Origin of the sequence: Streptomyces sp. AM 4-1-1, assembly GCF_029167625.1 — a bacterium.
In the GTDB taxonomy this organism is placed as follows: Bacteria; Actinomycetota; Actinomycetes; order Streptomycetales; family Streptomycetaceae; genus Streptomyces.
Genome location: NZ_CP119145.1, coordinates 5,296,893 through 5,318,766 on the forward strand (window position 1 = coordinate 5,296,893; position 21,874 = coordinate 5,318,766).

A 21,874-nucleotide genomic window follows, 5' to 3' on the forward strand; every position below is an offset into this window, starting at 1 on the left:
GGGGTCCCGGCCGCCGCCCCCGGGGGTTGAGGGAGGGCATGGGCGGCCGGGACGACGAGGGGGACCGGCTCGGGCCTTTCGTCCGGGTCGGTCCGCGAGCCCGGCCCGGTCCGGACGAGAGGCCCTGGGTGTCGTGACCGGCGGACATCTCGCCGGTCACGGCGCTGGTGCCGGGAGCGGCACTACAGCGACTTGAGCACGGTCTCCAGCTGGGTGAGGATCTTCATCGCCTCGGGGTAGCGGCTCACGAAGAAGCCGGGCACGGCGTGCACCTGCTTGTTCTTCGCGGCCTGGAGAGCGGCCCAGTTCTGCTGGGCCATCAGGGACTTGGTCTCGGCGACGGGCTCGCCGTTCTTGCCGTCACCGTCGACCAGGATGACGTCGGCGTCCTTGAGCTTGCCGATCTCCTCGAAGGAAAGGTCGTAGGTGAACTCGCCCTTCGGCGCGCCCGGGACGGTGACGAACCTGGCGCCGATGTCCTTGACGACCGCGCCGAGCCACGACGTCTCGGTGTAGACCGAGTACTTGCCCGCCTCACCGGAGTTGACGACGGCCCAGTCGGTCCTGGCGAGCTTGTCGGCGTAGGTGCTCCTCAGCTCGGCGACCTTGTCGTCGTACGCCTTCTTGAACGCCGTGCCCTTGCCGCCCTCGCCGGCCGCGTCGATGACCTTCAGGGACGACGGCAGCAGATCGACCGGCTTCGCGATCGGGTACGAGAGCACCGGGGCGATCGGCTTCAGCTTGCCTATGTTGAACGGGACGTGCTTCGGCGACGAGATGACGATGAGGTCCGGGTGGAGCGAGGCGATCTTCTCGAAGTTCAGCTCGTTGCCCTCGCCGACGATCGTCATCTTCTTGACGGCGGTCTTCTGGTCGGACGTCAGCGCGTCCTCGTCGATGTCGGTGACGCCGACCATCGGCACCCCGGCGTCCAGCAGCCAGGCGGAGGCGTACGACAGGCCGATGATGCGCTTCGGCGCGGTGGGGATCTTCACCGGGCCGTCGGGCGTCTCGACCGTGCGCTCCTGAGAGGCGGCGTCCTTCTTCGAGGAGGTGGTCCCGGAGTCGGTGGTGGTGCCGCAGGACGCCGTGAGGGTGACCGCCACCGCGGCGACCAGGCAGGCGGCGGCTCTGCGGATGCGGGGCAGCGGGCTGCCCTGGGCGCGCGCGGCCGACGACGCGACTGCTCGGGATCGGAACATGATGGTTCTGCCTTTCTCGGTCCGCCGGGGCGGACGTCTACTCGATGTGCTCGTGCCGAGCGGTGCCGGGACGCGGGCGGGGGTGGAGGCGGGGGCGAGGTGACCGGGGGAGGGGGAGCGGACGGCGGGCGGTCAGGCCGTGGCGGGTCGGATCTGCTCGGCGCTGAGGGCGAGTTCGCCGCCCGAGGGCGGTGTGCCGTCGTCCTGGTCGCCCGTGTCCTGGCGCGGCAGTGTGGCGCGGCGCAGTCCGGGCACGGCGACCGCGATCACGACGGCCGCCACGGCACAGATCGCGCCGTTGATCACGGCGGCTCCGCCCGGGTTGAACCAGCGTGCGACTAGGGCGACTTCGACGTCACCGACCACATCGCCCGTGGTGCCCTGCGTGGTGATGACGCTGACGATCCGGCCGCGCAGCCGGTCGGGCGTGCTGTGCTGGACGAGGGCGTATTCCAGGATCTCGTACACCGTGCCCGCCGCGCCGCCGATGGCCAGCATGGTGAAGGCGACGGCGACGTGGCCGCTGAGGCCGAAGCCGATGGTCGTGGTGCCCCCGACGAACGCGGCGCCGAGCAGCAGCTTTCCGGGCCGGGCGGCGCGGGTGAGCCAGCCGCTGGTGGCCGAGACGATGACCGCGCCGACGGCGGGCGCGGTGTACAGCAGGCCGAGCATGACCTCGCTGCCGCCGAACTGCTTGTCGACCATCTCGGGGAAGAGCACGACCGGCACGTTGAACAGCGCGGTGACCCCGCCGAGCATCACCAGACCGCCCACCACCCGGTTCCGCAGGGCGTACTTGAACGCCACCAGCAGCGAACCGGTGTCCTTCCCGCCGTCGTCGTCATCGTCGTCATCGCCCCGGCCCGGTGGCAGCGAGCGGATGCGGGAGATGAGCAGTGTGGTGACGGCGGTGGTGACGGCGGTGAACGCGAAGACCGGACCGGGACCCGACAGCGCGAGCAGCACCCCGCCGAGGAAGGGCGCGGCGATGGAACCGATCTCGCCGGTGAGCGAGATCAGCGCGCCGGCCGCGGGCAGTTGGTCGGACCGTACGAGGGTGGGGGCGACCGCCATCAGGGCGGTGACGCTGACCCCGGTGGCCAGCCCGTCCCAGGCGACACAGACGTAGATGGCCCAGATCTTCGGCTCGGGCAGCATGGAGTTGACGGCCAGGCCGGCGAAGGCGAGGGCGGCGGCTCCGCGTGCGAAGACGATCAGCGTGCGGCGGTCCATCCGGTCGGCCATCACCCCGCCCCAGAGCGAGCCGAGCAGCACCGTGACGCTGACGATCATGCTGACGATCGCGACGTCGAACGTCGAGTGCGTCAGCCCGTACACCTGGGCGGACAGGGCCACGGTCGCCATGCCGAGCCCGAACAGCGAGACGACCCGGGCGATGAAGATGGCCCGGAAGTCGCGGCTGGTGCGCAGGGGTTCGATGTCGATGAGCAGGTCACGCATGCGCACGCGAGGCTCCGGTGGGGGTAGGGGCGGGGATCGTGTCGAGGGCGCCGGTGCGCGGTACCCGTGCCAGCGGCACGACCAGCGGGCTGCCGGTCTCGGGGTCGGTGATGATCCGGCAGCGCAGGCCGAACACCTCCTCCACCAGGTCGGCGTCGACGATGTCGTCGGGGGCGCCCTCGGCGACGATCCGGCCGTCGCGCATGGCGATCAGATGGGTGGCGTAGCGGCAGGCGTGGTTGAGGTCGTGGAGGACGGCGACCACGGTCCGCTGCCGTTCCTCGCGCAACTGGGCGCACAGGTCGAGGACATCGACCTGGTGGGCGATGTCGAGGAAGGTGGTCGGCTCGTCGAGCAGCAGGATCGGGGTCTCCTGGGCGAGGGCCATGGCGAGCCAGACCCGCTGGCGCTGCCCGCCGGACAGCTCGTCCACGAGCCGGTGGGCGAGTTCCGCCACCCCGGTGGACCGCATCGCGGCGACCACGGCCAGATCGTCGTCGGCCGACCACTGGCGCAGCAGCTTCTGGTACGGGAACCGGCCGCGGGCCACCAGGTCGGCGACGGTGATCCCGTCGGGTGTGGTCGGCGACTGCGGAAGCAGACCGAGGCGCTGGGCCAGGGCCTTGGGGGCCATGGAGGCGATCCGCCGGCCGTCCAGCAGCACCGCGCCCGCCTGGGGTGTGATGATCCGGGCGAGCGCGTGCAACAGGGTCGACTTACCGCAGGCGTTGGGCCCCACGATGACGGTCAGCGAACCGTCCGGAATGCCGATGCCGAGCTTCTCGGCGACGATCCGGCGGTCGTACCCCAGGGTCAGGCCCTCGGCGCGCAGCCTCTCACCCATGTGTCTTCCTCCGTTGATTCGGCCGGCCGTTGAGGCGCGCGTGCGCTCTCGTCGCCGACGCGTGCCCGTGGCGCCGGCCGTTCCCGGCGCCGCCCGCTGCGTCTCGTACCGCTCCGTCGTGGCCGGGGACGTCCGGCCCTGCCGTGCTCGCACGCACCGGACGACGACGCTCCTCGCGGGCGGACATCACCGGTAACGGCACCGGGTCAGTCCTTGGCCAGCAGGGCGGCCCACTCTTCGAGGGTGGGACGCTCGGCGAGGTCGACGAAGCCGATCCGGGCGCCCTCCGCCCGCCAGTTCTCCACCAGGGTCATCAGCCGGATCGAGTCCAGTCCCTGGTCGAGGAGGCTGTCGTCGACGGATACTTCGTCGGGCTCGATGTACAGGACCTCGGCCACATCGCGGACGAGCCGGTCCAACGTGAAAACGCCCTCCTGGGCTATTTCGGACATCGACGCTGGTTTCCCCTCCGTGTGACTCCCCGACCCGGCGATTGGGTCTTAGGTAAGGCTCACCTAACTATCTCTGGCGGGTGAAAGTCAAGCGGGGATGCCGTCGCCAGGCGCTGACGGTCAGTCAAGTCCCCCTGGGGTGCGCGGCGGTGTGCCACGAGTCCGAAGGGCCCCCTGTTTGGTCTTTAAGTTAGGTAAGGCTAATCTAACCTCGCCTCATCTCGCCCGGCCACGTCCGGCCCCGCCCCGTCCCACGGCGCGCGGCCGTCCCGTCGGGCCGAGCCCGTCCCGCACGGGACGGGACCGGAGAAAGGGAACTCCTTGGCCACGGCCCCGCCGCGCCTCGTCGTCCAACCGCCCCCCGCCACGGGCCGCGCCGTGCCGCGCCCCGTCCGGCACGCCCGCGAGGAGGACGCGCCCGCTCTGTACGCGCTGTCCCTGCTCTTCATGCGCTCGGGGGCACTGCGCGAACGGCCCCCGGCTCTGTACGCCGCCGACGTGGCCGACTTCCTCGTCCTGGAAGCCCCCGACGGCACACTTGAGGGCTGTCTCGGCCTCCGCGTCCACGAGGCGGACACGTACCCCCGCGGCGGGCCCGGTGCGGACGCCGGCGCGGGAGCGCCCGGTGCCACGGGCGTGCTCTACAACTTCTGCGTCTCGCCGCGCAGTCAGGGCCGCGGCGTGGGCGGTCTGCTGCTGGGCGCGGCGCTCACGGAGGCCACCGCGCACGGGCTGGAGGCGCTGTTCACGGCGACGACCGGGGACGGCGCCCTGTTCCTGCACCACGGCTTCGCGGTCACCGGCACGGACCGGGCTCCGGACGCGTGGACGCGGGCGCTCGATCCCCGCAGGGGCTCCCGGATTCTTTCCCGCACGCTCTGACACGTCTCGTCGCGTGCGACAGCGCGGAAGGGGCCGGTCCGGAAGGGAGATTCCGGACCGGCCCCTTCCGCGCGCCACGATCGGCGCCCGCGGCGGCCGGACGGTTCAGGACTTCGCCACCAGGCTGGCCGGCCGCATGTCGGTCCAGTGCGTCTCGACGTACTCGGCGCAGCCCTGACGCGAGTCCTCGCCGTGCACCACGGTCCAGCCGCTCGGCACCTCGGCGAACACCGGCCACAGGGAGTGCTGGTTCTCGGCGTTGACGAGAACGTAGTACTGGGCCTCGTCGTCCTCGAACGGGTTGGTGGCGGTCATGGGATGTCTCCTTCGGTCTTCTTCTGGGTCGGTTGAGGCAGGTGGTCGGGGGCCGCTTCCCGGACAGGATCGGGAGCGGGGGAGGGGGAGGGGGAGGGGGAGGCACGGCGGGGAGGGACGGGGCGGAGCGTTCGGGGCGCCGCCGTCCCGGGAGCGGGCACGGTCCGGGCGGTGGGGGCCCGGGAGCCCTCGTCCGGTCCCGCCAGGGCGGCCACCGGAGCGAGCCGGGCGATCAGCGCGGTGCCACGCCGGGCCAGCCGGCGCGCCTCGTCGGCGGTGAAGCCCCGCTCGGGGCCACCGTGCCAACGCCAGCGCAGGGACAGGTCCGTGCGGCCGTCGCCGCTCGTCCCGACGGTGACGGTCAGTTCGAGCGGTCCGGACACGACCGGTTCCGTACCGAGCCCGGCCAGTGCCTCGCGTACCACCGCCTCCTCCTCCGCCGGGGCGGCGGCCCAGCCGGACGCGTGGACCGGCGGACGGCGTCGGACGTACCGCAGGGCGTCGAGCGGTGGACCGGCGAGCAGGGGCGCGGTCTGCGGGTTGAGGTGGCGCAGCTGCTCGTACCCCCGCCCGCCGTCCGGTACGGCGGCCAGTTGAGCGGCCACCCGGGCCGGCAGAGATACGTCGTGCCGTGCGCCGACGGCGGCCTGGTCGTCGCCCTCGCCCACCGGGACGCCGGACACCGCGAGCCTCCCGGTGTCCGGCGCGCCGTCGCCGCTCCCGTCATGCCCGCCGCTCCCGTCATGGTCGCTCCAGTCATGCCCGTCGCTCCCGTCATGCGCGCCGCTCCCGTCACGCCCGCCGTTCTCGCCGTTCTCGACGTGGAGCCGTACCGGGTACCGGGCGGTCGGCGCACCGGGCGCCGGCTCGGCCAGGGGATCGGGGGAGCACGCCAGCTCGACCAACGGGTCGGCTCCGGTGCCGCGCAGCCGGGGTTCGTCCGCCGCGAGCAGGGCCAGCGCGGCCGGCACGGCCAGGTCCACCCAGTCGTGGGCGTGGTGGCCCGAGCCGACCGGGTCCGCGACCGGTGGCAGACCGGTCGCTCCGGTCACCAGTTCCGGACCGTCCACGGCGCCCGCGCGACCCGCCGCCGCGGCCCGCGCGTCGGTGGACGCGTCGGCGAGCACGCCCCGCCAGTACGGCAGTTCCGTGATCCTGGACGGCTCGTGTGCCTGTTCGTGCAACACGGCGGCCCACTCCCGCGGCCCCGGCCCGCCGGCCGCGCGGGGCGGCTCCCGCCCGTCCATGAACGCGGCGCAGTGCGCGGCGAGTTCGGCCACCAGCGGGGGCCAGGCGTCGCCGTCGGCGCAGAGCCGGTGCAGGGTCAGCAGCAGTCTGCCGTCCGTTTCCTGTCCCGCGTCGAACCACACCGCGCGCAGTACCGCCCCGGACGCGGAATCCAGCGCTCGCGCCGCCCGGCGCGCCTCGCGGGTGAGCACCTGTTCGGGGACCCGGCCGTCGGTGGCGAGGGAGGGGCCGGTGATGTCGATCCGGCGGAGGGTGGCCGGATCGGCGGCGGCGGGGGCGGTGGCGGCCGGAAGGATCTCCTGGCTCCACACCCCGTGGGCACGGTGGAGCCGCAGCCGCAGCGCGTCGTGCCGACGGGCCAGCAGCGCGAGCGCCCTGCGCAGCGGCGCCGTGCGGAGACCGGCCGGGACGCGGAGCAGTACGGTCTCCTGGAGGAGTTCGGCCGGTCCCCCCGACTCCCGCAGCCGGTGCGCGGCGGGAAGCAGCGGCAGTCCGCCCCGGCCCCGCCCGCTCCCTCCCCGCCCGCCGCGCGGCTTTCCGGCCGCCGGTCCGGGGGCTTCCACCCGCGGGGCCGGTACGGCCGGACGAGGCCGCACGGACCCGGCCCCGTGACCGTCACCCGGACCGCCCGGGACGTCCCAGGCGCCCAGGGCGGCGAGCGGTCGGCCGGGTTCGGCGCTGAGCCGGGTCAGCAGCGCCACGCACTGCCGGGAGTACGCGGCCAGCCCGTCGGAGCCGTACCGCGCCGGATTGGCGTCGAAGTCGAGCCGCAACCGTCCGTCGGCGTACGCGGACACCGACACGGAGAGATCGTCGACCGGGCCGGAGGCCAGCGTCACCACATGCCCGGGGACTCCCGCGAAGTCCAACTCGTCGTCGAACGGACGGAAGTTGAGCAGCGGCCCGCGCAGCCGCTCGCCACCGCTGCCGGGCCACAGCTCCCGGGCGACGGTCTCGCCCCGGAAGAGCTGATGACGGCGTACGTCGGCGAGTTCGCTCCCCGCGCGGCGCAGCAGGTCGTCGAAGCGGGCGTCGGCGCCCACCCGGACCCGTACCGGAAGGATGTTCACGGCCATCCCCGGCACCCGCAGCGTGCCCGGAGCGACCCGGGCCATGGCGTAGAGGCGCAGCACCGCCTCGTCCACGCCGGTCGTCAGGGCCCGGTGGGCGGCGACGGCGGCGGTGACGGCCTCGGCCCAGGTGACCCGGGCGGCGCGGGCGGTCGCGCGGATCAGCGCCGCCGTCGGCCGGTCGAGCAGTACGGTCCGGCGCAGCGCGACATCCGCCGGCCGGGTGGCGTCGCGGCCGGACACGGGAGCGGGGGTCGGCCCGTCGGCGTACCGGGCGGCCCAGTGGGCGCGGTCTGCGGCGTACCTCCCGCTCGACGCGTAGTCACGCTCGGCATCGACGAGTGTGCCGACCGGGGCGAAGGGCGAGGGCGGGGTCTCCGTGCCGCGCACGCGCGCCGTGTAGACCTCGGCGATCCGCCGGTTGAGGAGGGACACCCCGTAGCCGTCGATGGCCAGGTGGTGGAAGTACTGGAACAGCAGGTGCCGTTCGGGCCCGACCGTCACCAGCACCGCGCCCGTCAGCGCGGGCCCCGGTACGGGACCGGCGTCCGCCGCCCCCGGGTCCGCCGCGTCGCCGGGATCGTCCTCCGTGAGCAACAGGCCCATCCGGGGCGGGCAGGCGAGCTGGGCGCGCACCAGCTCCACGGCCGCCGCCTCGGGATCGGCCGCGTCCGAGGTGTTCAGCCGGGGCAGCCGCCAGTGCTCCGCCTCGAACCGTGCCGGGGTCTGAAGCGGGCGCCCGGCATGCTCCCGGACGCGCAGGTGCAGCCCCGGCGCCTCGCCGAGCGTGTGGCGTACGGCGTGCTGGAGCGCGTCGGGGTCGACGGGCCCCGACAGCTCGACGTACTGGCCCACGTTGTAGGCGGCGTTGGTGGGGTCGGCCCGCTGGGCACGCAGGACCTCGGCCTGCGCGGCCGTGAGGTCCAGGGGGCGGACCGTCTGGAGCGATGGCTGTGACATCTCGTCTTCCGGGACTGGGGCGCCGGCGGGGGCACGCGTTCCCGGCCCCCGCCGCGCGGCCGGTTGAGAAGGACCGGACGGGCGGAGGAAGCGGACGGGGAGAGCGGGCGGCCGGTCAGGGCTGGCGGGCGGGCGGCCGTCAGGCGTTCGGCACGGCCAGGCCGTCGTCCGCCGTCGCCGTACCGGCGTCCAGCCCGGCCAGTACGTCGTGCTCCGCCCGCACCTCCCGCTCGGTCCGGCGCAGCAGCAGCGAGTCGCAGATCTCACCCGAGCGGACCGCCAGCGTCGACAGCAGGGAGGAGGTGATGCCATGGGTGTGCTCGGTCCCGGCGCCCTGGAGGTACACACCGGCCCGCACCCGGTCGGTCGTCAGCACGCGGTGGTCGCGGCCGATGCGCAGCCGGCCCAGCTCGTCCGTGAGGCATTCACCGGCCAGCTCGCCCAGCAGCTCGCGGGGGTCCACCGCCCGGTACCCGGTGGCGAAGACGATGGCGTCGGCGTCCAGCGTGTACGTCTCGCCGTCGGTCAGCGAGCGCACCGACGCCCTTACGCCGTCCGGCAGTTCCTCGACCGCGGTCAGCGCGGTGGCGTTGAGGATGCGGAGGCGTTCGGTGCCGCTGACCTTCTCCTGGTACGTGGTGCGGTACAGCTCCTCGATCAGGTCTCCGTCCACCACCGAGTAGTTGGTGTTGCCGTGGTAGCCGAGCAGCGCGTCCTTGGTCTCCTGCGGGGCCCCGTAGAAGTCGTCCACGGCATGGGGGTCGAAGATCCGGTTGGCGAAGGGGCTGTCGTCGGCGGGGCTGTAGCCGTACCGCGAGAACACCGCGCACACCTGGGCGTCCGGGAAGGTGCGGTGCAGATGGTCGGCGGTCTCGGCCGCGGACTGCCCGGCGCCCACCACGACGAACCGGCGGTGCGGACGCTCCTTCAGCTCGGCCGCGCGGAAGAGCAGGTCCTGGTTGTGCCAGACGTGCTCGCCGGCTGTGATCCCCTCGGGGAGCCGGGCCCGCAGACCGGTGGCGAGGACGATGTTCCGCGCGCGCAGCACCTGTTCGGCGCTGCCGGTGGGCTCGTGGACGGGCCGGGTCACCACGTCGAGGCTGTCGATGACACCGTCCCGCTCCACCGGACGTATGAGCCGGGCGTCATGGCCGTACGCGACCCGGTCGGTGAACTCGGCGGCACACCAGCGGAAGTAGTCGTGGAACTCCACACGGGTGGGGAAGAAGCTCTTCTGGTTGATGAAGTCGGCCAGCCTGCCCCGGTCCTGGAGGTAGCGCAGGAAGGTGAAGCGGCTGCCCGGGTCGCGCATGGTGGCCAGGTCCTTGAGGAAGGAGACCTGCATCGTGGCGCCCTCGATGAGCATGCCCCGGTGCCAGCCGAAGTGCTCCTGGCGTTCCACGAACGCGGACCGCAGCGCACTGCCGTGCTCGCTGCGGCCGTTGTGCTCCTCGATGGCGATGGCCAGTGCGAGGTTGGCGGGGCCGAAGCCTATGCCGACCACGTCCTGGGAGGCGGACTCGCCCCGCTGTGAAGTCTGCGTCTGGCGTGCCGACATGGTCATCCCTTTCCGGTTCTGCTCAGCGCCGGAAGCATCCGGAACTGATCGGCCGCCCTCGGCGGACTCCACATATGACACCCCCAACCGCCTCCCGTTCTTAGGTAAGGCTCGCCTAACATCCCTCATGGCCGAAGGGCTGTCAAGTTGCTCCGACTACCGCTGGGGAGCGCTGACTTGCCCCCCGATCCGGCCATGGAGCGGGTCCGGGAAACGCCGAGGACCCGGTCGGTGCCGGGTGTCCCGGGAGGCGGGTGGGGAAGGGGAGAGGCGTCAGACGGCCAGGATGTCCGGCAGTGCCGCGAGCAGCGCGTCCACCTCCGCGTCGCCGATCGTCAGCGCCGGAGCCAGCCGGACCGTCGTCGGACCGGTGGCGTTGACCAGGAAACCGGCCTGTCGCGCCGCCAGTTGCACACGCGGGGCGACCGGTTCGCGCAGGGCGACACCGAGGAGCAGCCCGGCGCCCCGCACCTGACGGACCCGGGGGTGGCCCAGCCCCTCGACACCGCGCCGCAGCCGCTCCCCGGTCCGTACCACCCGGTCCAGCAGCCCCTCCGTCTCGATGGTGTCCAGCACGGCGAGCCCGGCCGCGCAGGCCACCGGATTGCCGCCGAAGGTCGATCCGTGCTGGCCCGGGGTCAGCAGCTCGGCCGCCGCGCCGAACGCCAGCACGGCGCCGATCGGCAGTCCGCCGCCCAGTCCCTTGGCCAGCGTCACCACGTCGGGATCGGCCCCGTCCACCGCTTGATGGGCGAACCAGCGGCCCGTCCGCCCGACCCCGGTCTGGATCTCGTCCAGCACCAGCAGGGTGCCGGTTGCCCGGGTGATCTCCCGCGCGGCCCGCAGAAAGCCCTCGGGCGCCGGCACCACACCGGCCTCGCCCTGCACCGGCTCGACGAACACGGCGGCGGTCTCCTCGGTGACGGCCGCCCGCAGCGCCCCCGTGTCGCCGAGCGGTACGTACGACACCTCGCCGGGCAGCGGCAGGAACGGCTCCCGCTTCGCGGGCTGCCCGGTCAGGGCCAGCGCCCCCGCAGTCCGGCCGTGGAAGCCGCCCTCGACGGCGACCAGACGCGGACGGCCCGTCCGGCGGGCGATCTTGAACGCCGCCTCGATCGCCTCGGCCCCGGAGTTGGCGAAGAACACCTTCCCCGGCCTGCCCGCCACGCGGAGCAGCCGCTCGGCGAGGGCGACCGGCGGCCCCGCCGCGTAGAGGTTGGAGACATGGCCCAGCGTGGCGATCTGCCCGCTCACCGCCGACACCACCGCGGGGTGCGCGTGGCCGAGGGCGTTGACGGCGATGCCGCCCGTGAAGTCCAGGTACGCCCGGCCCTCCTCGTCCCACACCGTGCTGCCCTCGCCCCTGACCAGGGCCAGCGGGGGAGTGCCGTAGGTGTTCATCATCACCTGCGGCCAGCGGTCCCGGAGCGACCGGCCGCCGACCCCGCCGGGGGCGGCCCCGGACCCGGGGGCGGTGACCGGGGCCGGAGCCCCGGCCCGGACGGTGGGGGTGTCCTCGACGGCGGTCATACGGTGTCCTCCTCCTGGTCCCGCCGGCCCGGCCGGGCCGGGTCCGACGGGTCCGCTGCCACGGTTGCCACGGTTTCCCGGTCCGGTGCCGGGACTTCCCGGTCCGGTGCCGGGGACTCCTGGTCCGGGACCACGGTGGTCCCGGTGGTGTCGTCGGCGAAGACCTCCAGCAGCAGCGAGTGCGGCACCCGGCCGTCCAGGACGTGCGCCATCCGTACGCCCTGCCGGACGGCCCGCAGACAGCCCTCCATCTTGGGGACCATCCCGCTCGCCAGCCCCGGCAGCGTCTTCTCCAGTTCGGTGGCGGTCAGCCGCTCGATCACCTCGGTGCTGTGCGGCCAGTTCGCGTACAGCCCCCCGACGTCCGTGAGCATCACCAGCTTCTCCGCGTCCAGGGCCACCGCCAGCGCCGAAGCCGCCAGATCGGCGTTGATGTTGTAGATCTCCCCGTCCTTCCCCCGGGCCACGGGGGACACGACCGGGATGCGGCCCCGCTCCAGCAGTGCCTGAAGGGTGTCCGGGTTCACGTCCACGATGTCGCCGACCAGCCCGATGTCCACCGGCTCGTCGTCCACCCACACCGGCCGCCGCGTGGCCGTCATGGTGTGCGCGTCCTCGCCGGTCATCCCCACGGCGAACGGACCGTGCGCGTTGATGAGCCCGACCAGCTCACGCTGCACCTGACCGGCGAGCACCATCCGGACCACGTCCATGATCTCCGGCGTGGTCACCCGCAGTCCCGCCGCGAAGCGGACCTCCAGATCCAGCCGGTTCAGCAACGCGCTGATCTGCGGCCCGCCGCCGTGCACCACGACCGGGCGCAGCCCGGCGTACCGCAGTGACACCACGTCCTGGGCGAAGGCGCGTTTCAACTCCTCGTCCACCATGGCGTTCCCGCCGAACTTGATCACCACGACCCGGCCCTGGAACCGTTCCAGCCAGGGCAGCGCCTCGATGACCGTACGGGCGCGAGGCCGCTCGTCGGCGCTCACGAGCTGTACGCGCTGTTCTCGTGGACGTACTCGGCGGTGAGGTCGTTGGTCCGGATGACCGCCGACTCGTCGCCCGCGCGCAGGTCGATCGTCAGCCTCACCTGACGATTCGTCAGGTCCACCGTGTCACGGGGCTCGGCCGCCTCGCCGTCCCGGCAGACCCACACCCCGTTGACCGCGACATCCAGCCGGTCCGGGTCGAACACGGCGTCCGTCGTGCCGATCGCCGACAACACCCGTCCCCAGTTGGGGTCGTTGCCGTGCAGGGCGCACTTGAGCAGGTTGTTCCTGGCGACGGACCGGCCCACCGTCACGGCGTCCCCCTCGGACGCGGCGCCGACGACCTCCACGTCGATCTCCTTCGACGCGCCCTCCGCGTCCGCGACCAACTGCCCCGCCAGATCGAGGCAGAGGGCGTGCACCGCGGCCGTGAACGCGGCCGGCTCCGGTGTCACCCCCGAGGCGCCCGACGCCAGCAGCAGCACGGTGTCGTTGGTCGACATGCAGCCGTCGGAGTCGACCCGGTCGAAGGTGGTACGGACCGCGTCCCGCAGCGCCGAGCCGAGGAGCCGCGCGCTCACGTCGGCGTCCGTCGTGAGCACCACCAGCATGGTCGCCAGGCCGGGGGCGAGCATCCCCGCGCCCTTCGCCATGCCGCCGACCGTCCAGCCGGTGCGGGAGACGACCGCCGTCTTGCGCACCGAGTCCGTCGTCCTGATCGCCTCGGCCGCGTCCTCGCCCCCCTCGGGCGACAGCAGTCCGGCCACGGTGTCGATCCCGGCCGTGACCGCGTCCATCGGCAGCCGCACCCCGATGAGCCCGGTGGAGCAGACCGCGACCTCGTCCGGGCCGACCCCCAGGGCCCGCGCGGTGCGCTCGGCCGTCAGCCGGGTGTCCTCCGCGCCCGCCTTCCCCGTACAGGCGTTGGCGCCACCGGAGTTGAGCACGACGGCGGATATCCTTCCGTCGGCGAGCACGCGTCGGGACCAGTGGACGGGGGCGGCCTGCACCCGGTTGGAGGTGAACACACCGGCCGCCGCGCGCGACGGGCCCCGGTTCACCACCAGCGCCAGGTCAAGGTCACCGGACTCCTTGATCCCGGCGGACACCCCGCCGGCGAGGAATCCCTGAGCGGCGGTCACGGTCACGGAGCGACTCCATCGGTAGGCAGGCCCAGCCCTTCCGGCAGGCCCAGGGCGATATTCATGCTCTGCACCGCGCCACCCGCGGTGCCCTTGGTCAGGTTGTCGATCGCGCTGACCGCGATCAGCCGCCCGGCGTGCTCGTCCACCGTCACCTGGACCTGGACGGTGTTGGAACCGAGCACGGCGGCGGTCGACGGCCACCGGCCCTCGGGCAGCAGCCGGACGAACGGCTCGTCGGCGTACGCCTCCTGGTACGCCGACCTCGCCTCGCGCGGGCCGACGCCCGGCCGGACCCGCGCCGAGCAGGTCGCCAGGATGCCCCGGGCCATCGGCGCGAGGGTCGGGGTGAACGACACGGTCACCCGTTCGCCCGCCGACCGGGTGAGGTTCTGGGCCAGCTCCGGAGTGTGGCGGTGGCCGCCGCCGACCCCGTACGGACTCATCGAGCCCATCACCTCCGAGCCCAGCAGATGGGGCTTGACGGCCCGGCCCGCCCCCGAGGTCCCGCTCGCCGCGACGATCACGGCCTCCGGCTCCACCAGGCGCGCGGCGAAGGCCGGATACAGCGCGAGCGTCCCGGCGGTCGGATAGCAGCCGGGCACCGCCACCCGGTCCGCTCCCTTCAACTCATCACGCGTACCGGGGAGTTCCGGCAGCCCGTAGGGCCAGGTACCGGCGTGCGCCGAACCGTAGAACCGTTCCCAGTCCGCCGCGTCACGCAGCCGGAAGTCAGCGCCGCAGTCCACCAGCACCGTGCCCCGACCGTTCCCGCCGGCCTGGCCGTCGGCGCCCGCCTCGTCCAACTCCGCGGCGAGCGAGGCGGACCGGCCGTGCGGCAGGGCCAGGAAGACCACGTCGTGCCCGCGCAGCGACGCCGCGGACGTCTCGACGAGCACCCGGTCGGCGAGCGCGGCGAGCTGCGGCTGGACCTCCCCGAGCGTGCGCCCCGCGCTGCTGTGCGCGCAGACCGCGCCGATCTCCACGCCGGGGTGGGCGGCCAGCAGGCGCAGCAGCTCCCCTCCGGCGTACCCACTCGCACCGGCGACCGCCACCCGTACCGTCATGTTCTCCATCTCTCCGCGTAGTTGTTCATGGCTCGGCCGAGGCGCGGGTGCCCGCCGCCGCTGCCCTCGCGGGGAAGCGGCGGACGGCGCCGCGCGTCACGCCCCGCGCGCGGGCCGTGCCGACGGCGCGGGCCGGGCGGCCCGCAGGTCCCGCAGCAGGGTCTCGGTCGTACAGACGACGCCACTGCGCGCCGCCCAGTGCAGCGCCATGGAGTGCTCCTCCGCGGAGAAGTCGGCCACCGCGTCGGCCACCACGAACGGCTGTATGTCGCGCATGAACGCGTCCGCCGCCGTCAGGAGCACCCCGAGGTGCGCGTACACACCGCAGACGATCAACTGGTCCCGCCCGGTGGTCCGCAGCAGGGTGCCGAGATGGCTGCGGAGGAAGGCGTTGTGGCGCACATTGGCCAGCACGTGCTCGCCGGGGCGGGGGGTGAGCCGCGTGATGATCTCGGACGCGTGCGGATCGGAGCCGATGCCCGGTCCCCAGACATCGGCCAACAGGCCGCGCTGATCGGGGCGTTGGCCGGCGGGTTCCGCACTGAAGAAGATCGGCACGGCCAGCGATCTCGCGAGTGCGCGCAGGGCGGCGATGTTCTCGACGAGGTCCACGACGGGGGCGCGGCCCGCAGGGAACGCTTCCACGAAGTGGTTCTGCATGTCGTGCACGAGCAGCGCGGCCCGGCTCGGATCGATCACCCAGGGGACGTGGGCCGGCGGGAGCGCCGAACGTTGGGGCATGGGATAGGAGTCGATACCTGGCAGACCCATCGGGAATCTCCTCGCTGACGTCGCCTCGGCCGGGTCCTGCCGGGCCCGGTGCGCGGGCGGGGCCCCCGTGCTCGGGGAACGACGGCGTGAGGCAGGGCATGACACGGCCCGAGGGGGAGATCGCGGACGACCACCCCGGGAAAGTTAGCTTAGCCTAAGCTAATCACTCGTCGGACGGACGTGCGGCCCGCCGACCGCTTCGATTCGCCGTCACCGGACGGGTGTTCACGGCCCGTCGGATGGCCGGCGCGGCCTTCGCGGTGGCCCTGGCGCCCCCTCCCCGCGCCTTCCCGGAGCACCCTCGTGCCCCCGTACGCGTCACCGCCGTTGCCTCATTGTTTAGGTAAGGCTAACCTAACTCGACCGGACGGGGGTGGTGACACCCCGGCCGGCCTTGCCCGCTCGGAAGCCCGCCACGGCCTGACCCACCCCTGCTCACCCGCGTACACGGAGGTTGTAGATGAAGCACGGCTCGGTGCGCCGCCCCACGAACGCCGAACGCGCGCGGACCGTCATCGCCGCCGCGACCTCACTGACCGGCGTCGCCGGACGGCTCAGCGAGGAACTGCCCGGTGTGCGCGGGCTGAGCGGCGGGGGAGACCTCCTGCTGGCCGCGCCGCCCGGAAGCGTGCTGGCCGGCGCGGCCCTGACCGCGCCACTCGGCTGGCTCCCCGCGACCCTGCACTTCACGGATGTGGCCCCGGTCCCGGCCAGGGACCGGGTGCGCGCCCGGGTGTGCGTGGACGGGCGCCTCAGCTACACCGACCGGACGGCCGAAACCCCGGAGCCCCGGCTGAGGTTCGCCTTCACGGCCGCCGTCCTGGAGACCTGCGAGGGCAACGACACCCTGGGGCGCACCGTCCTGCGCGGCGCCGCCCCCGACCCGCTGGCCGGGCACGAGGCGTCGATGATCACGCATCTGGTGGACGACCACGCCGACCTGGTCGCGCGACTGACCCGGCTGATCGACCCCGTACTCCTCCAGGGGGTTCGCGGCGTGCTGCCCTGGGCGATCGACCGGTACGGCCTGACGCTCCGGCTGGAACGCGCGGGGACCCACCGCGATGTACGGCTGCCGTTCCCCGCGCCGCTGCGGGACGCCGGGGAGGCCGGCGAACAGATCCGCCTCCTGCTCCACTCGGGCTCGCACTGCCGCCGCCGCTCCTGGCGGACACCTCCCAGGTGACGTGACCACCACCACGCGGGGCGCGGCCGTCCGTCCCCGGCCTCCGGAAACGATGACCTGCCGTGCTCCGAGGGGCCTGGCGATCCGCACACCGATCAGGCCGATGCCGGAGGTGGCCCCGGTGATCAGCACCGACTGCCCGGCCCGGAAACCCCCGGTCGTCAGGGCGCCGTGCCGGGTGAGCGGTCCGGTGGGCAGTGCGCGTGCCACGTCGTGGCCGAGTCGGTCGGGGACGGGCGGGACCCGGTGGTAGGCCGACGCGAACCGGTCCGTCTCGTCGAGGTGTTAGCCTGCGCCCATGTCCCAGGCCCCGAAGCCGGACCGCTCCCGGCGCAGCGAACGTTCGCGGCAGGCGATCCTTGAGGCGGCCCGTGCGCTGGTCTCCGAGGTCGGACACGACAAGGTGGCGATCGAGGCCATCGCCGTCCGGGCCGGCGTCGGCAAGCAGACGATCTACCGCTGGTGGCCGTCCAAGGGCGCCGTGATCCTCGACGCCTTCCTGGCACTCGGCGAGGGTGCCGGGGAGCGGAGGGTGACGCTGCCGGACACCGGGAACATCAAGGCCGACCTCAAGACGGCCATGCGCGCGACGGCCGCCGAGTTCGCCGCCCCGGAGTTCGAGAAGCCGATACGGGCGCTCACCATCGAGATCAGCAACGATCCCGACCTTGCCGCGCAGTACCGCGAGAAGCTGGCCCGGCCCGTGGACGACGCGAGGAAGGAACGGCTGCGCGGAGCGCAACGCGCCGGTCAGCTGGCCACGGACGCCGACCTCGACCTGGTCCTGGAGGTGCTGTACGCACCCCTGTTCCAGCGCTGGCTGCACCGCTCGGGCCCGCTGACCGCCGAGTACGCCGACTCGCTCGTCGACGTCACGCTCAGGGCCTTCCGGCCCGAGCCGGAGCGCTGACCTCCGCCACGGTCCGGACGTGTACCCATCCAGCACGCGGATGCCCCTCCGCCCCGCGAGCCGCCCGCGCCCGACTCCCACGCCCGCTCCACCAGCGGCTACGGGAGAGCCCTTGGGGCGTGCGCCAGTAGGTCATCGGATGCGGGGGTTTCGTGGGCGGGTGTCCCAGCGGTAGAGCGTCCAAGTGCGTCGGATGAGGCAGCGGACGGTGATGATGGCGTCGGCCAGGGCGATGAAGAACTCAACGGGCGCTCTTCGTCGCTCGGTGCGGCGGCGGAGCTCGCCGAAGTTGTTCATCCAGGAGTCCGTACGTTCGACGACCCGTCGTCCACCGGTCTGGATCGGGGTTTTCGCTCCGCTCGTCGGTGGTGAACATCTCTCGTCGCCGGCTGTGTCGGGTGGAGCCGTTCTCCATGGCGGAATGCGAAACCGCGTCAGCTTGTACCCAGGACGTACAGCTCGTAGGGGACGGTTCCGTTGTCGGTGTGCCGGTCGGACGTGCCGATGCGGGTGAACCCGGCTTTGGCCAGGACGCGGCCGGAGGCGGGGTTGTCGGGGTGGTGCATGGCTTCCAGCCGGTTGAGGCCGGCGGTGGTGAAGGCGACGGCGAGGGCCTGGCGGGCGGCCTGGGTGGCGTAGCCGTGACCCCAGGTGTCTTCGCGGAGGATGTAGCTGATGCTGCCCATGGTGGGGGTGCGTCGCCGCAGGGAGATCAGGCCGATCATCTCGTCTTCGGTGAGGATGGCCCAGCTCCACTGTGCGCGCGGGGTTTCGGCGGCTCGGGCGAGGGCGGCGCGGATCTTCTCGTGGGCCTCGTCGAGCGTGAGGGGCTTTCCGGTGGTGTGCCGGATGGAGGCGCCGCAGTAGACGCGGGTGAGGGCGGCGGCGTCATCCAAAGCAAGGGCGCGCAGGGTCACCATGCGGTGGTCAGCTCCTCCGCGGTGGGCCGGTCGGCGGGGTCGGGGGCCAGGCATGCGGTGATGGTGTCCTCGAACGCGGGTAACGGCCACGGGCGGACATCGCGCAGCGCGGTGGTGGTGCCCTTGGCGATGACGGCCAGTTTCTCCAGTCGGTCGGTGGTGTCGTCGTAGGGGACGGGTCGGCGGCCGGTCCAGCACCAGAACAGGGAGGCGCCCAGGCTCCAGATGTCGGCGGCCGGGTGTGCCTGGACGTGGGTGTCGGCGGGGGTGGAGAGGATCGAGGTGGCGATCTCGGGGGCGGTGGTGTGGGTGAGGGCTCCCCGGTACGAGACGCGGCGGCGGTCGTCGGGGCCGCAGGCGAGGGCGTAGTCGATGACCGCCGCCCGGCCGTCGTTCGTGACGAGGGTATTGGTGGGCTGGACGTCGGCGTGAGCCCATCCGGTGGCGTGCATCCGGGCGAGGCGCTCCGTCCAGCTGCGGGCGATGCCCGTGAGCCAGGGCCGGACCGAGGCGCGGTCTCCTTCTGGGCTGCGGGCCGGGGCGAGCGCCTGCCACAGGGGCGCGCCGTCGACCCAGTTGACGGCCAGCCACAGGCCGCCCTCCCACGTCCCGGCGCCAACCCGGTAGTCGGGGCTGATGGCGCCGGCGGCCGTGAGGCGAAGAAGGCGGTCGTCCTCCTGGGCCATCTCTGCGGCCTTCTCGTGGGCGTTGTCGCCGTCCGGGGTGTTGGCCTTCACCGCGACCGCTCCCCTGGGGCCCTGCACCTTCCAGACCCGGGAGCCGCGCCGGTCGCTCAGGAGCTGGATCGCGGCGGGGTTGCCGGTGTGGTCGGCGAGGAGGGCGACGGCTTCGGCGGGGGGAGGAGGTTTCTGGCCCATGTGCGGATGTCCTTCCACTCGGTGGGGATGTGCTCGAACACGTCGCGGCCGTCGTCGTCGGCCGCGGCGAGGGCTGCGGCCAGGTCGGGGGTCGCGTGCAGGAAGCGTGGGTCGCGGCGACGGACGGCGGCCCTCACGGGGAGGAACGAGGCGGGGGCGGCCGTGATCCGGTGTCCGGCCCCGGTGACTTCCTCTTCGCCCGCGCAGAACTTGCCGAACATCACCCCGACCGGTCCGTAGAGGTTCTTCAGCACCCAGTGCGGCCAGGCCAGCAGGTCACGGTGCCCCGTGCCGGGCACCTCGCCCAACAAAACGATGTTCTCGCAGCGCAGGAGGCCATGGGGCCGGTTCAGCTGCGGCCGCAGCCACTCCGCGGCCTGGGCGCCCGCGTGGAAGAGCTCCGCCTGGACGGCTTCGGCGGCGCCGTCGGCGCGGTAGACCGTCCAGGTCGTCAGTCCCCGTTCGAGGGAAGGGGCGAGGTAGGGGCAGTGGGCGGTCATCCGGCGTGCGTAGTCACCGATTTCCACGGAGTTCGGCCGGGTGGTGCTGGCCTCAACGAGGCGCAGCGCCCCGGCGGTGGGTCGGGGCGCTGCGCTGGTACGGCTGGTGGTCACCGGCGGGTGGTCTCCGGCTGGTCGGGCGTGATGTCGCCGTCGCCGCCGGCGGGGCCGCAGTCCCATTCGGCGACCACGGTGCCACTCTCCCGGTAGCGGGCGACGGCGGCCTGGTCGACGTTGCCGTCGGCGTCGGTGAACCAGATCTCCGGCAGCGGCCCGTACGCCTCTTCGTACGCGGTGACCCAGGCGATCGGCCCGTGGCCGTTGTTCGCGACGTGACGGATCGGCCGGCCGGCGCTCTCCAGGCACAGGGCCTCGTAGGCGGGGGTGCCGAGCAGGTCGTGCCACGCCTTGTCCACAGCCGGGGAGAACATCTCGGGTGCGGACTGGCCGTTCTGGAAACGCTGGCCGGTGATGGTCAGGAACCGGCGCAGCTCGGTCGTTGCAGTGCTCATGGTGGTGCCCCTCTCGGTGTCGAGTGGTGCTCGCCCCGTCCGGGTTGGAACGGGTGTGGTGCCTGGTGGTGCCGTACGCCGCGCATCCGGGGTTGGTCGGTCCCGTCCAGGTGCGCGGCGGACATCGGCGGCGACCGCGCGGGCGGAGCCGGTGAGCAGCAGCGTGCTCTGTTTCAGGCCCGCGGGTGGCAGGCCGGGGTCGCCGGTCCATCCCGGCACGGCTTTGACCAGAGCCTTGTGGAGCTTCCGGTCAAGCGGGAGTTCCGCTTCGAGGCGTCCTTCAGGGTCGTGCAGCACGGCATGGGTGTCGGTCATCATGCGCCCGCCGCGTTCTCGTCCTGGTCATGGTTGCCGGTGTCGGCGTCCGGGGTCTGGACGGCGAAGAAGCGGGCGTAGCCGCGGTTGGCGCGGGCGAGCAGCTCCGGGGGCGGCTGGCCGAAGGCGGGCGGCTGAATGCCGGGGCCTGGTGTCTCGGGTCCGGCAGGTGTGGGTGCGCTCATGGGCACCGCCTTCTGTCGCTGGGTGCGTCGATGTCGTTCGACGCTACGGACGTCCCTGCTTCGCCCTCAACAGAATTGCGGATAGTTGCGGAATTTCACTCCAGGGCGTCCATCGCGGCCTGGATGAGGGCGCGGGCGGCGTCGCCGTAGACGGCCATTGCCGCGAGGCCGGTGAACGCCTTGGTGTAGTCGGCGATTTCGCGTGGCTGCGTCACCTTGATCTCCGCCGTGAGCGTCTCCACCACGGCCGTCGTGTCGTCGTGTACGTAGAACGCTTCCAGCGGCCAGATGGTGCGCTGCGCGGTGAAGGGGATGATGCCCAGCGAGAGAGACGCGAGTGGCATCACCGCCAGGAGGTGGCGCAGCTGCCCGCGCATCGCCTCGGGGTCGGCGGTGCGGTAGCGCAGGACGGATTCCTCGATGAGGACGACGTAGCGGTGGCCGCCCTCGTAGAGGAACCGGGAGCGTGCGACGCGGGCGGCGACCGCTTCGGCGACGTCGTCGGGGGTGCCCTGGAAGTGAGTGATCTGCTTCATCAGAGCGGTCGCGAACGCCGGTGTCTGGAGGAAGCCGGGGGGCAGGTTGGAGACGTAGATCCGGCAGTGGCGGGTCTGTTCGTGCAGGGCGTACCAGTCCTGCTGGACCTGGCGCATGCCGTTGCGGTGCAGGCGGCGCCACTCCATGTACATCGAGTCGACAGCGCGGGCGGTGGCGATGAGGTCGTCGGCCTGGTCGTCCGCGCCGCACGCCGTGCACCAGGTGCGGATGTCCGCGTCCGAGGGTAGGACGTCGCCCTTCTGGACCCTGGTCGTCTTGGCCGGGTGCCAGCCGCACCGGGTGGAGAGGTCCTTCCCGGTGAGGCCGGCGTCCTTGCGTAGGTGCTGCAACCGCGCGGCGAGCGCCTCGCGGGCCGATTGGGCGCTGGACGAGGGGGATGTGGTCGTCATGGAGTGGCGGCCCTTGAGGTGCGTGCG

Annotated in this window: 21 protein-coding genes and 1 pseudogene; 3 read left to right on the forward strand and 19 right to left on the reverse strand. The window is 72.9% G+C overall.

Annotated features, from left to right (window positions below; translation table 11 throughout):
• Positions 1 to 182: 182 nt before the first annotated feature.
• The 4 genes from PZB75_RS22500 to PZB75_RS22515 all read right to left on the reverse strand — a co-directional run bounded on the left by PZB75_RS22500 (position 183) and on the right by PZB75_RS22515 (position 3,959).
• A complete protein-coding gene (locus PZB75_RS22500; protein ID WP_275537101.1) occupies positions 183 to 1,202 on the reverse strand; it encodes an ABC transporter substrate-binding protein in 1,020 nt (339 codons plus the stop codon).
• A gap of 132 nt (positions 1,203 to 1,334) precedes the next feature.
• Positions 1,335 to 2,663: an enterobactin transporter EntS gene (gene entS, locus PZB75_RS22505; RefSeq protein ID WP_275538822.1), complete on the reverse strand. Its 1,329-nt coding sequence runs from the start codon at positions 2,661 to 2,663 to the stop codon at positions 1,335 to 1,337.
• Positions 2,656 to 3,507, reverse strand: coding sequence for an ABC transporter ATP-binding protein (locus PZB75_RS22510; RefSeq protein ID WP_275537102.1), 852 nt, complete (start codon positions 3,505 to 3,507; stop codon positions 2,656 to 2,658). The genes entS and PZB75_RS22510 overlap by 8 nt, the downstream gene beginning before the upstream one ends.
• A 206-nt stretch (positions 3,508 to 3,713) precedes the next feature.
• Positions 3,714 to 3,959: a phosphopantetheine-binding protein gene (locus PZB75_RS22515; protein ID WP_275537103.1), complete on the reverse strand. Its 246-nt coding sequence runs from the start codon at positions 3,957 to 3,959 to the stop codon at positions 3,714 to 3,716.
• A 321-nt stretch (positions 3,960 to 4,280) separates the two neighbouring features.
• Here PZB75_RS22515 and PZB75_RS22520 point away from each other — a divergent pair, with 321 nt between their 5' ends.
• Positions 4,281 to 4,841 carry a GNAT family N-acetyltransferase gene (locus PZB75_RS22520; protein WP_275537104.1) on the forward strand — a complete coding sequence of 187 codons (561 nt, stop codon included), beginning with the start codon at positions 4,281 to 4,283 and terminating at the stop codon, positions 4,839 to 4,841.
• A gap of 105 nt (positions 4,842 to 4,946) precedes the next feature.
• Here the strand turns inward: PZB75_RS22520 and PZB75_RS22525 are convergent, their stop codons facing one another.
• The 8 genes from PZB75_RS22525 to PZB75_RS22560 all read right to left on the reverse strand — a co-directional run bounded on the left by PZB75_RS22525 (position 4,947) and on the right by PZB75_RS22560 (position 15,494).
• Complete coding sequence (locus PZB75_RS22525; protein ID WP_275537105.1) at positions 4,947 to 5,156, reverse strand: MbtH family protein; 210 nt, start codon at positions 5,154 to 5,156, stop codon at positions 4,947 to 4,949.
• Complete coding sequence (locus tag PZB75_RS22530; protein WP_275537106.1) at positions 5,153 to 8,434, reverse strand: condensation domain-containing protein; 3,282 nt, start codon at positions 8,432 to 8,434, stop codon at positions 5,153 to 5,155. The genes PZB75_RS22525 and PZB75_RS22530 overlap by 4 nt, the downstream gene beginning before the upstream one ends.
• Before the next feature lie 139 nt (positions 8,435 to 8,573).
• Complete coding sequence (locus tag PZB75_RS22535; RefSeq protein WP_275537107.1) at positions 8,574 to 9,992, reverse strand: lysine N(6)-hydroxylase/L-ornithine N(5)-oxygenase family protein; 1,419 nt, start codon at positions 9,990 to 9,992, stop codon at positions 8,574 to 8,576.
• 273 nt (positions 9,993 to 10,265) lie between these two features.
• Positions 10,266 to 11,396 (reverse strand): acetylornithine transaminase, encoded by a 1,131-nt coding sequence (locus PZB75_RS22540; protein ID WP_275538823.1) that lies wholly within the window; start codon positions 11,394 to 11,396, stop codon positions 10,266 to 10,268.
• A gap of 122 nt (positions 11,397 to 11,518) precedes the next feature.
• Positions 11,519 to 12,514 (reverse strand): acetylglutamate kinase, encoded by a 996-nt coding sequence (gene argB / locus PZB75_RS22545; RefSeq protein WP_275537108.1) that lies wholly within the window; start codon positions 12,512 to 12,514, stop codon positions 11,519 to 11,521.
• Complete coding sequence (gene argJ / locus PZB75_RS22550; RefSeq protein WP_275537109.1) at positions 12,511 to 13,662, reverse strand: bifunctional glutamate N-acetyltransferase/amino-acid acetyltransferase ArgJ; 1,152 nt, start codon at positions 13,660 to 13,662, stop codon at positions 12,511 to 12,513. The genes argB and argJ overlap by 4 nt, the downstream gene beginning before the upstream one ends.
• On the reverse strand, positions 13,659 to 14,723 hold the full coding sequence (gene argC / locus PZB75_RS22555) for an N-acetyl-gamma-glutamyl-phosphate reductase (RefSeq protein ID WP_275538824.1): 1,065 nt from the start codon (positions 14,721 to 14,723) through the stop codon (positions 13,659 to 13,661). The genes argJ and argC overlap by 4 nt, the downstream gene beginning before the upstream one ends.
• Positions 14,724 to 14,819: 96 nt before the next feature.
• On the reverse strand, positions 14,820 to 15,494 hold the full coding sequence (locus PZB75_RS22560) for an isochorismatase family protein (protein ID WP_275537110.1): 675 nt from the start codon (positions 15,492 to 15,494) through the stop codon (positions 14,820 to 14,822).
• Positions 15,495 to 15,954: 460 nt separating this feature from the next.
• On the opposite strand from PZB75_RS22560, the gene PZB75_RS22565 reads away from it, so the two are divergent.
• Entirely contained in the window at positions 15,955 to 16,680 is a 726-nt protein-coding gene (locus PZB75_RS22565; protein WP_275537111.1) for a DUF2470 domain-containing protein, read from the forward strand.
• Positions 16,681 to 16,978: 298 nt separating this feature from the next.
• Positions 16,979 to 17,590 (forward strand): TetR/AcrR family transcriptional regulator, encoded by a 612-nt coding sequence (locus PZB75_RS22570; RefSeq protein WP_275537112.1) that lies wholly within the window; start codon positions 16,979 to 16,981, stop codon positions 17,588 to 17,590.
• Between the two features lie 132 nt (positions 17,591 to 17,722).
• Here PZB75_RS22570 and PZB75_RS22575 read toward each other — a convergent pair.
• The 7 genes and pseudogenes from PZB75_RS22575 to PZB75_RS22605 all read right to left on the reverse strand — a co-directional run.
• Positions 17,723 to 17,947 (reverse strand): annotated as a pseudogene (locus PZB75_RS22575) (IS5/IS1182 family transposase); the annotation flags it as partial.
• 77 nt (positions 17,948 to 18,024) lie between these two features.
• Positions 18,025 to 18,510 (reverse strand): GNAT family N-acetyltransferase, encoded by a 486-nt coding sequence (locus PZB75_RS22580; RefSeq protein WP_275537113.1) that lies wholly within the window; start codon positions 18,508 to 18,510, stop codon positions 18,025 to 18,027.
• Positions 18,504 to 19,388: a protein kinase gene (locus PZB75_RS22585; RefSeq protein WP_275537114.1), complete on the reverse strand. Its 885-nt coding sequence runs from the start codon at positions 19,386 to 19,388 to the stop codon at positions 18,504 to 18,506. Before PZB75_RS22585 ends, PZB75_RS22580 begins: the two co-directional genes overlap by 7 nt.
• Positions 19,304 to 20,002, reverse strand: a complete 699-nt coding sequence (locus PZB75_RS22590; protein ID WP_275537115.1) for a DUF6875 domain-containing protein — start codon at positions 20,000 to 20,002, stop codon at positions 19,304 to 19,306. The genes PZB75_RS22585 and PZB75_RS22590 overlap by 85 nt, the downstream gene beginning before the upstream one ends.
• Positions 19,999 to 20,400: a hypothetical protein gene (locus PZB75_RS22595; RefSeq protein WP_275537116.1), complete on the reverse strand. Its 402-nt coding sequence runs from the start codon at positions 20,398 to 20,400 to the stop codon at positions 19,999 to 20,001. Before PZB75_RS22595 ends, PZB75_RS22590 begins: the two co-directional genes overlap by 4 nt.
• A gap of 314 nt (positions 20,401 to 20,714) precedes the next feature.
• Positions 20,715 to 20,900 (reverse strand): hypothetical protein, encoded by a 186-nt coding sequence (locus PZB75_RS22600; protein WP_275537117.1) that lies wholly within the window; start codon positions 20,898 to 20,900, stop codon positions 20,715 to 20,717.
• Positions 20,901 to 20,995: 95 nt separating this feature from the next.
• Entirely contained in the window at positions 20,996 to 21,847 is an 852-nt protein-coding gene (locus PZB75_RS22605) for a helix-turn-helix transcriptional regulator (RefSeq protein WP_275537118.1), read from the reverse strand.
• Positions 21,848 to 21,874: the final 27 nt, after the last annotated feature.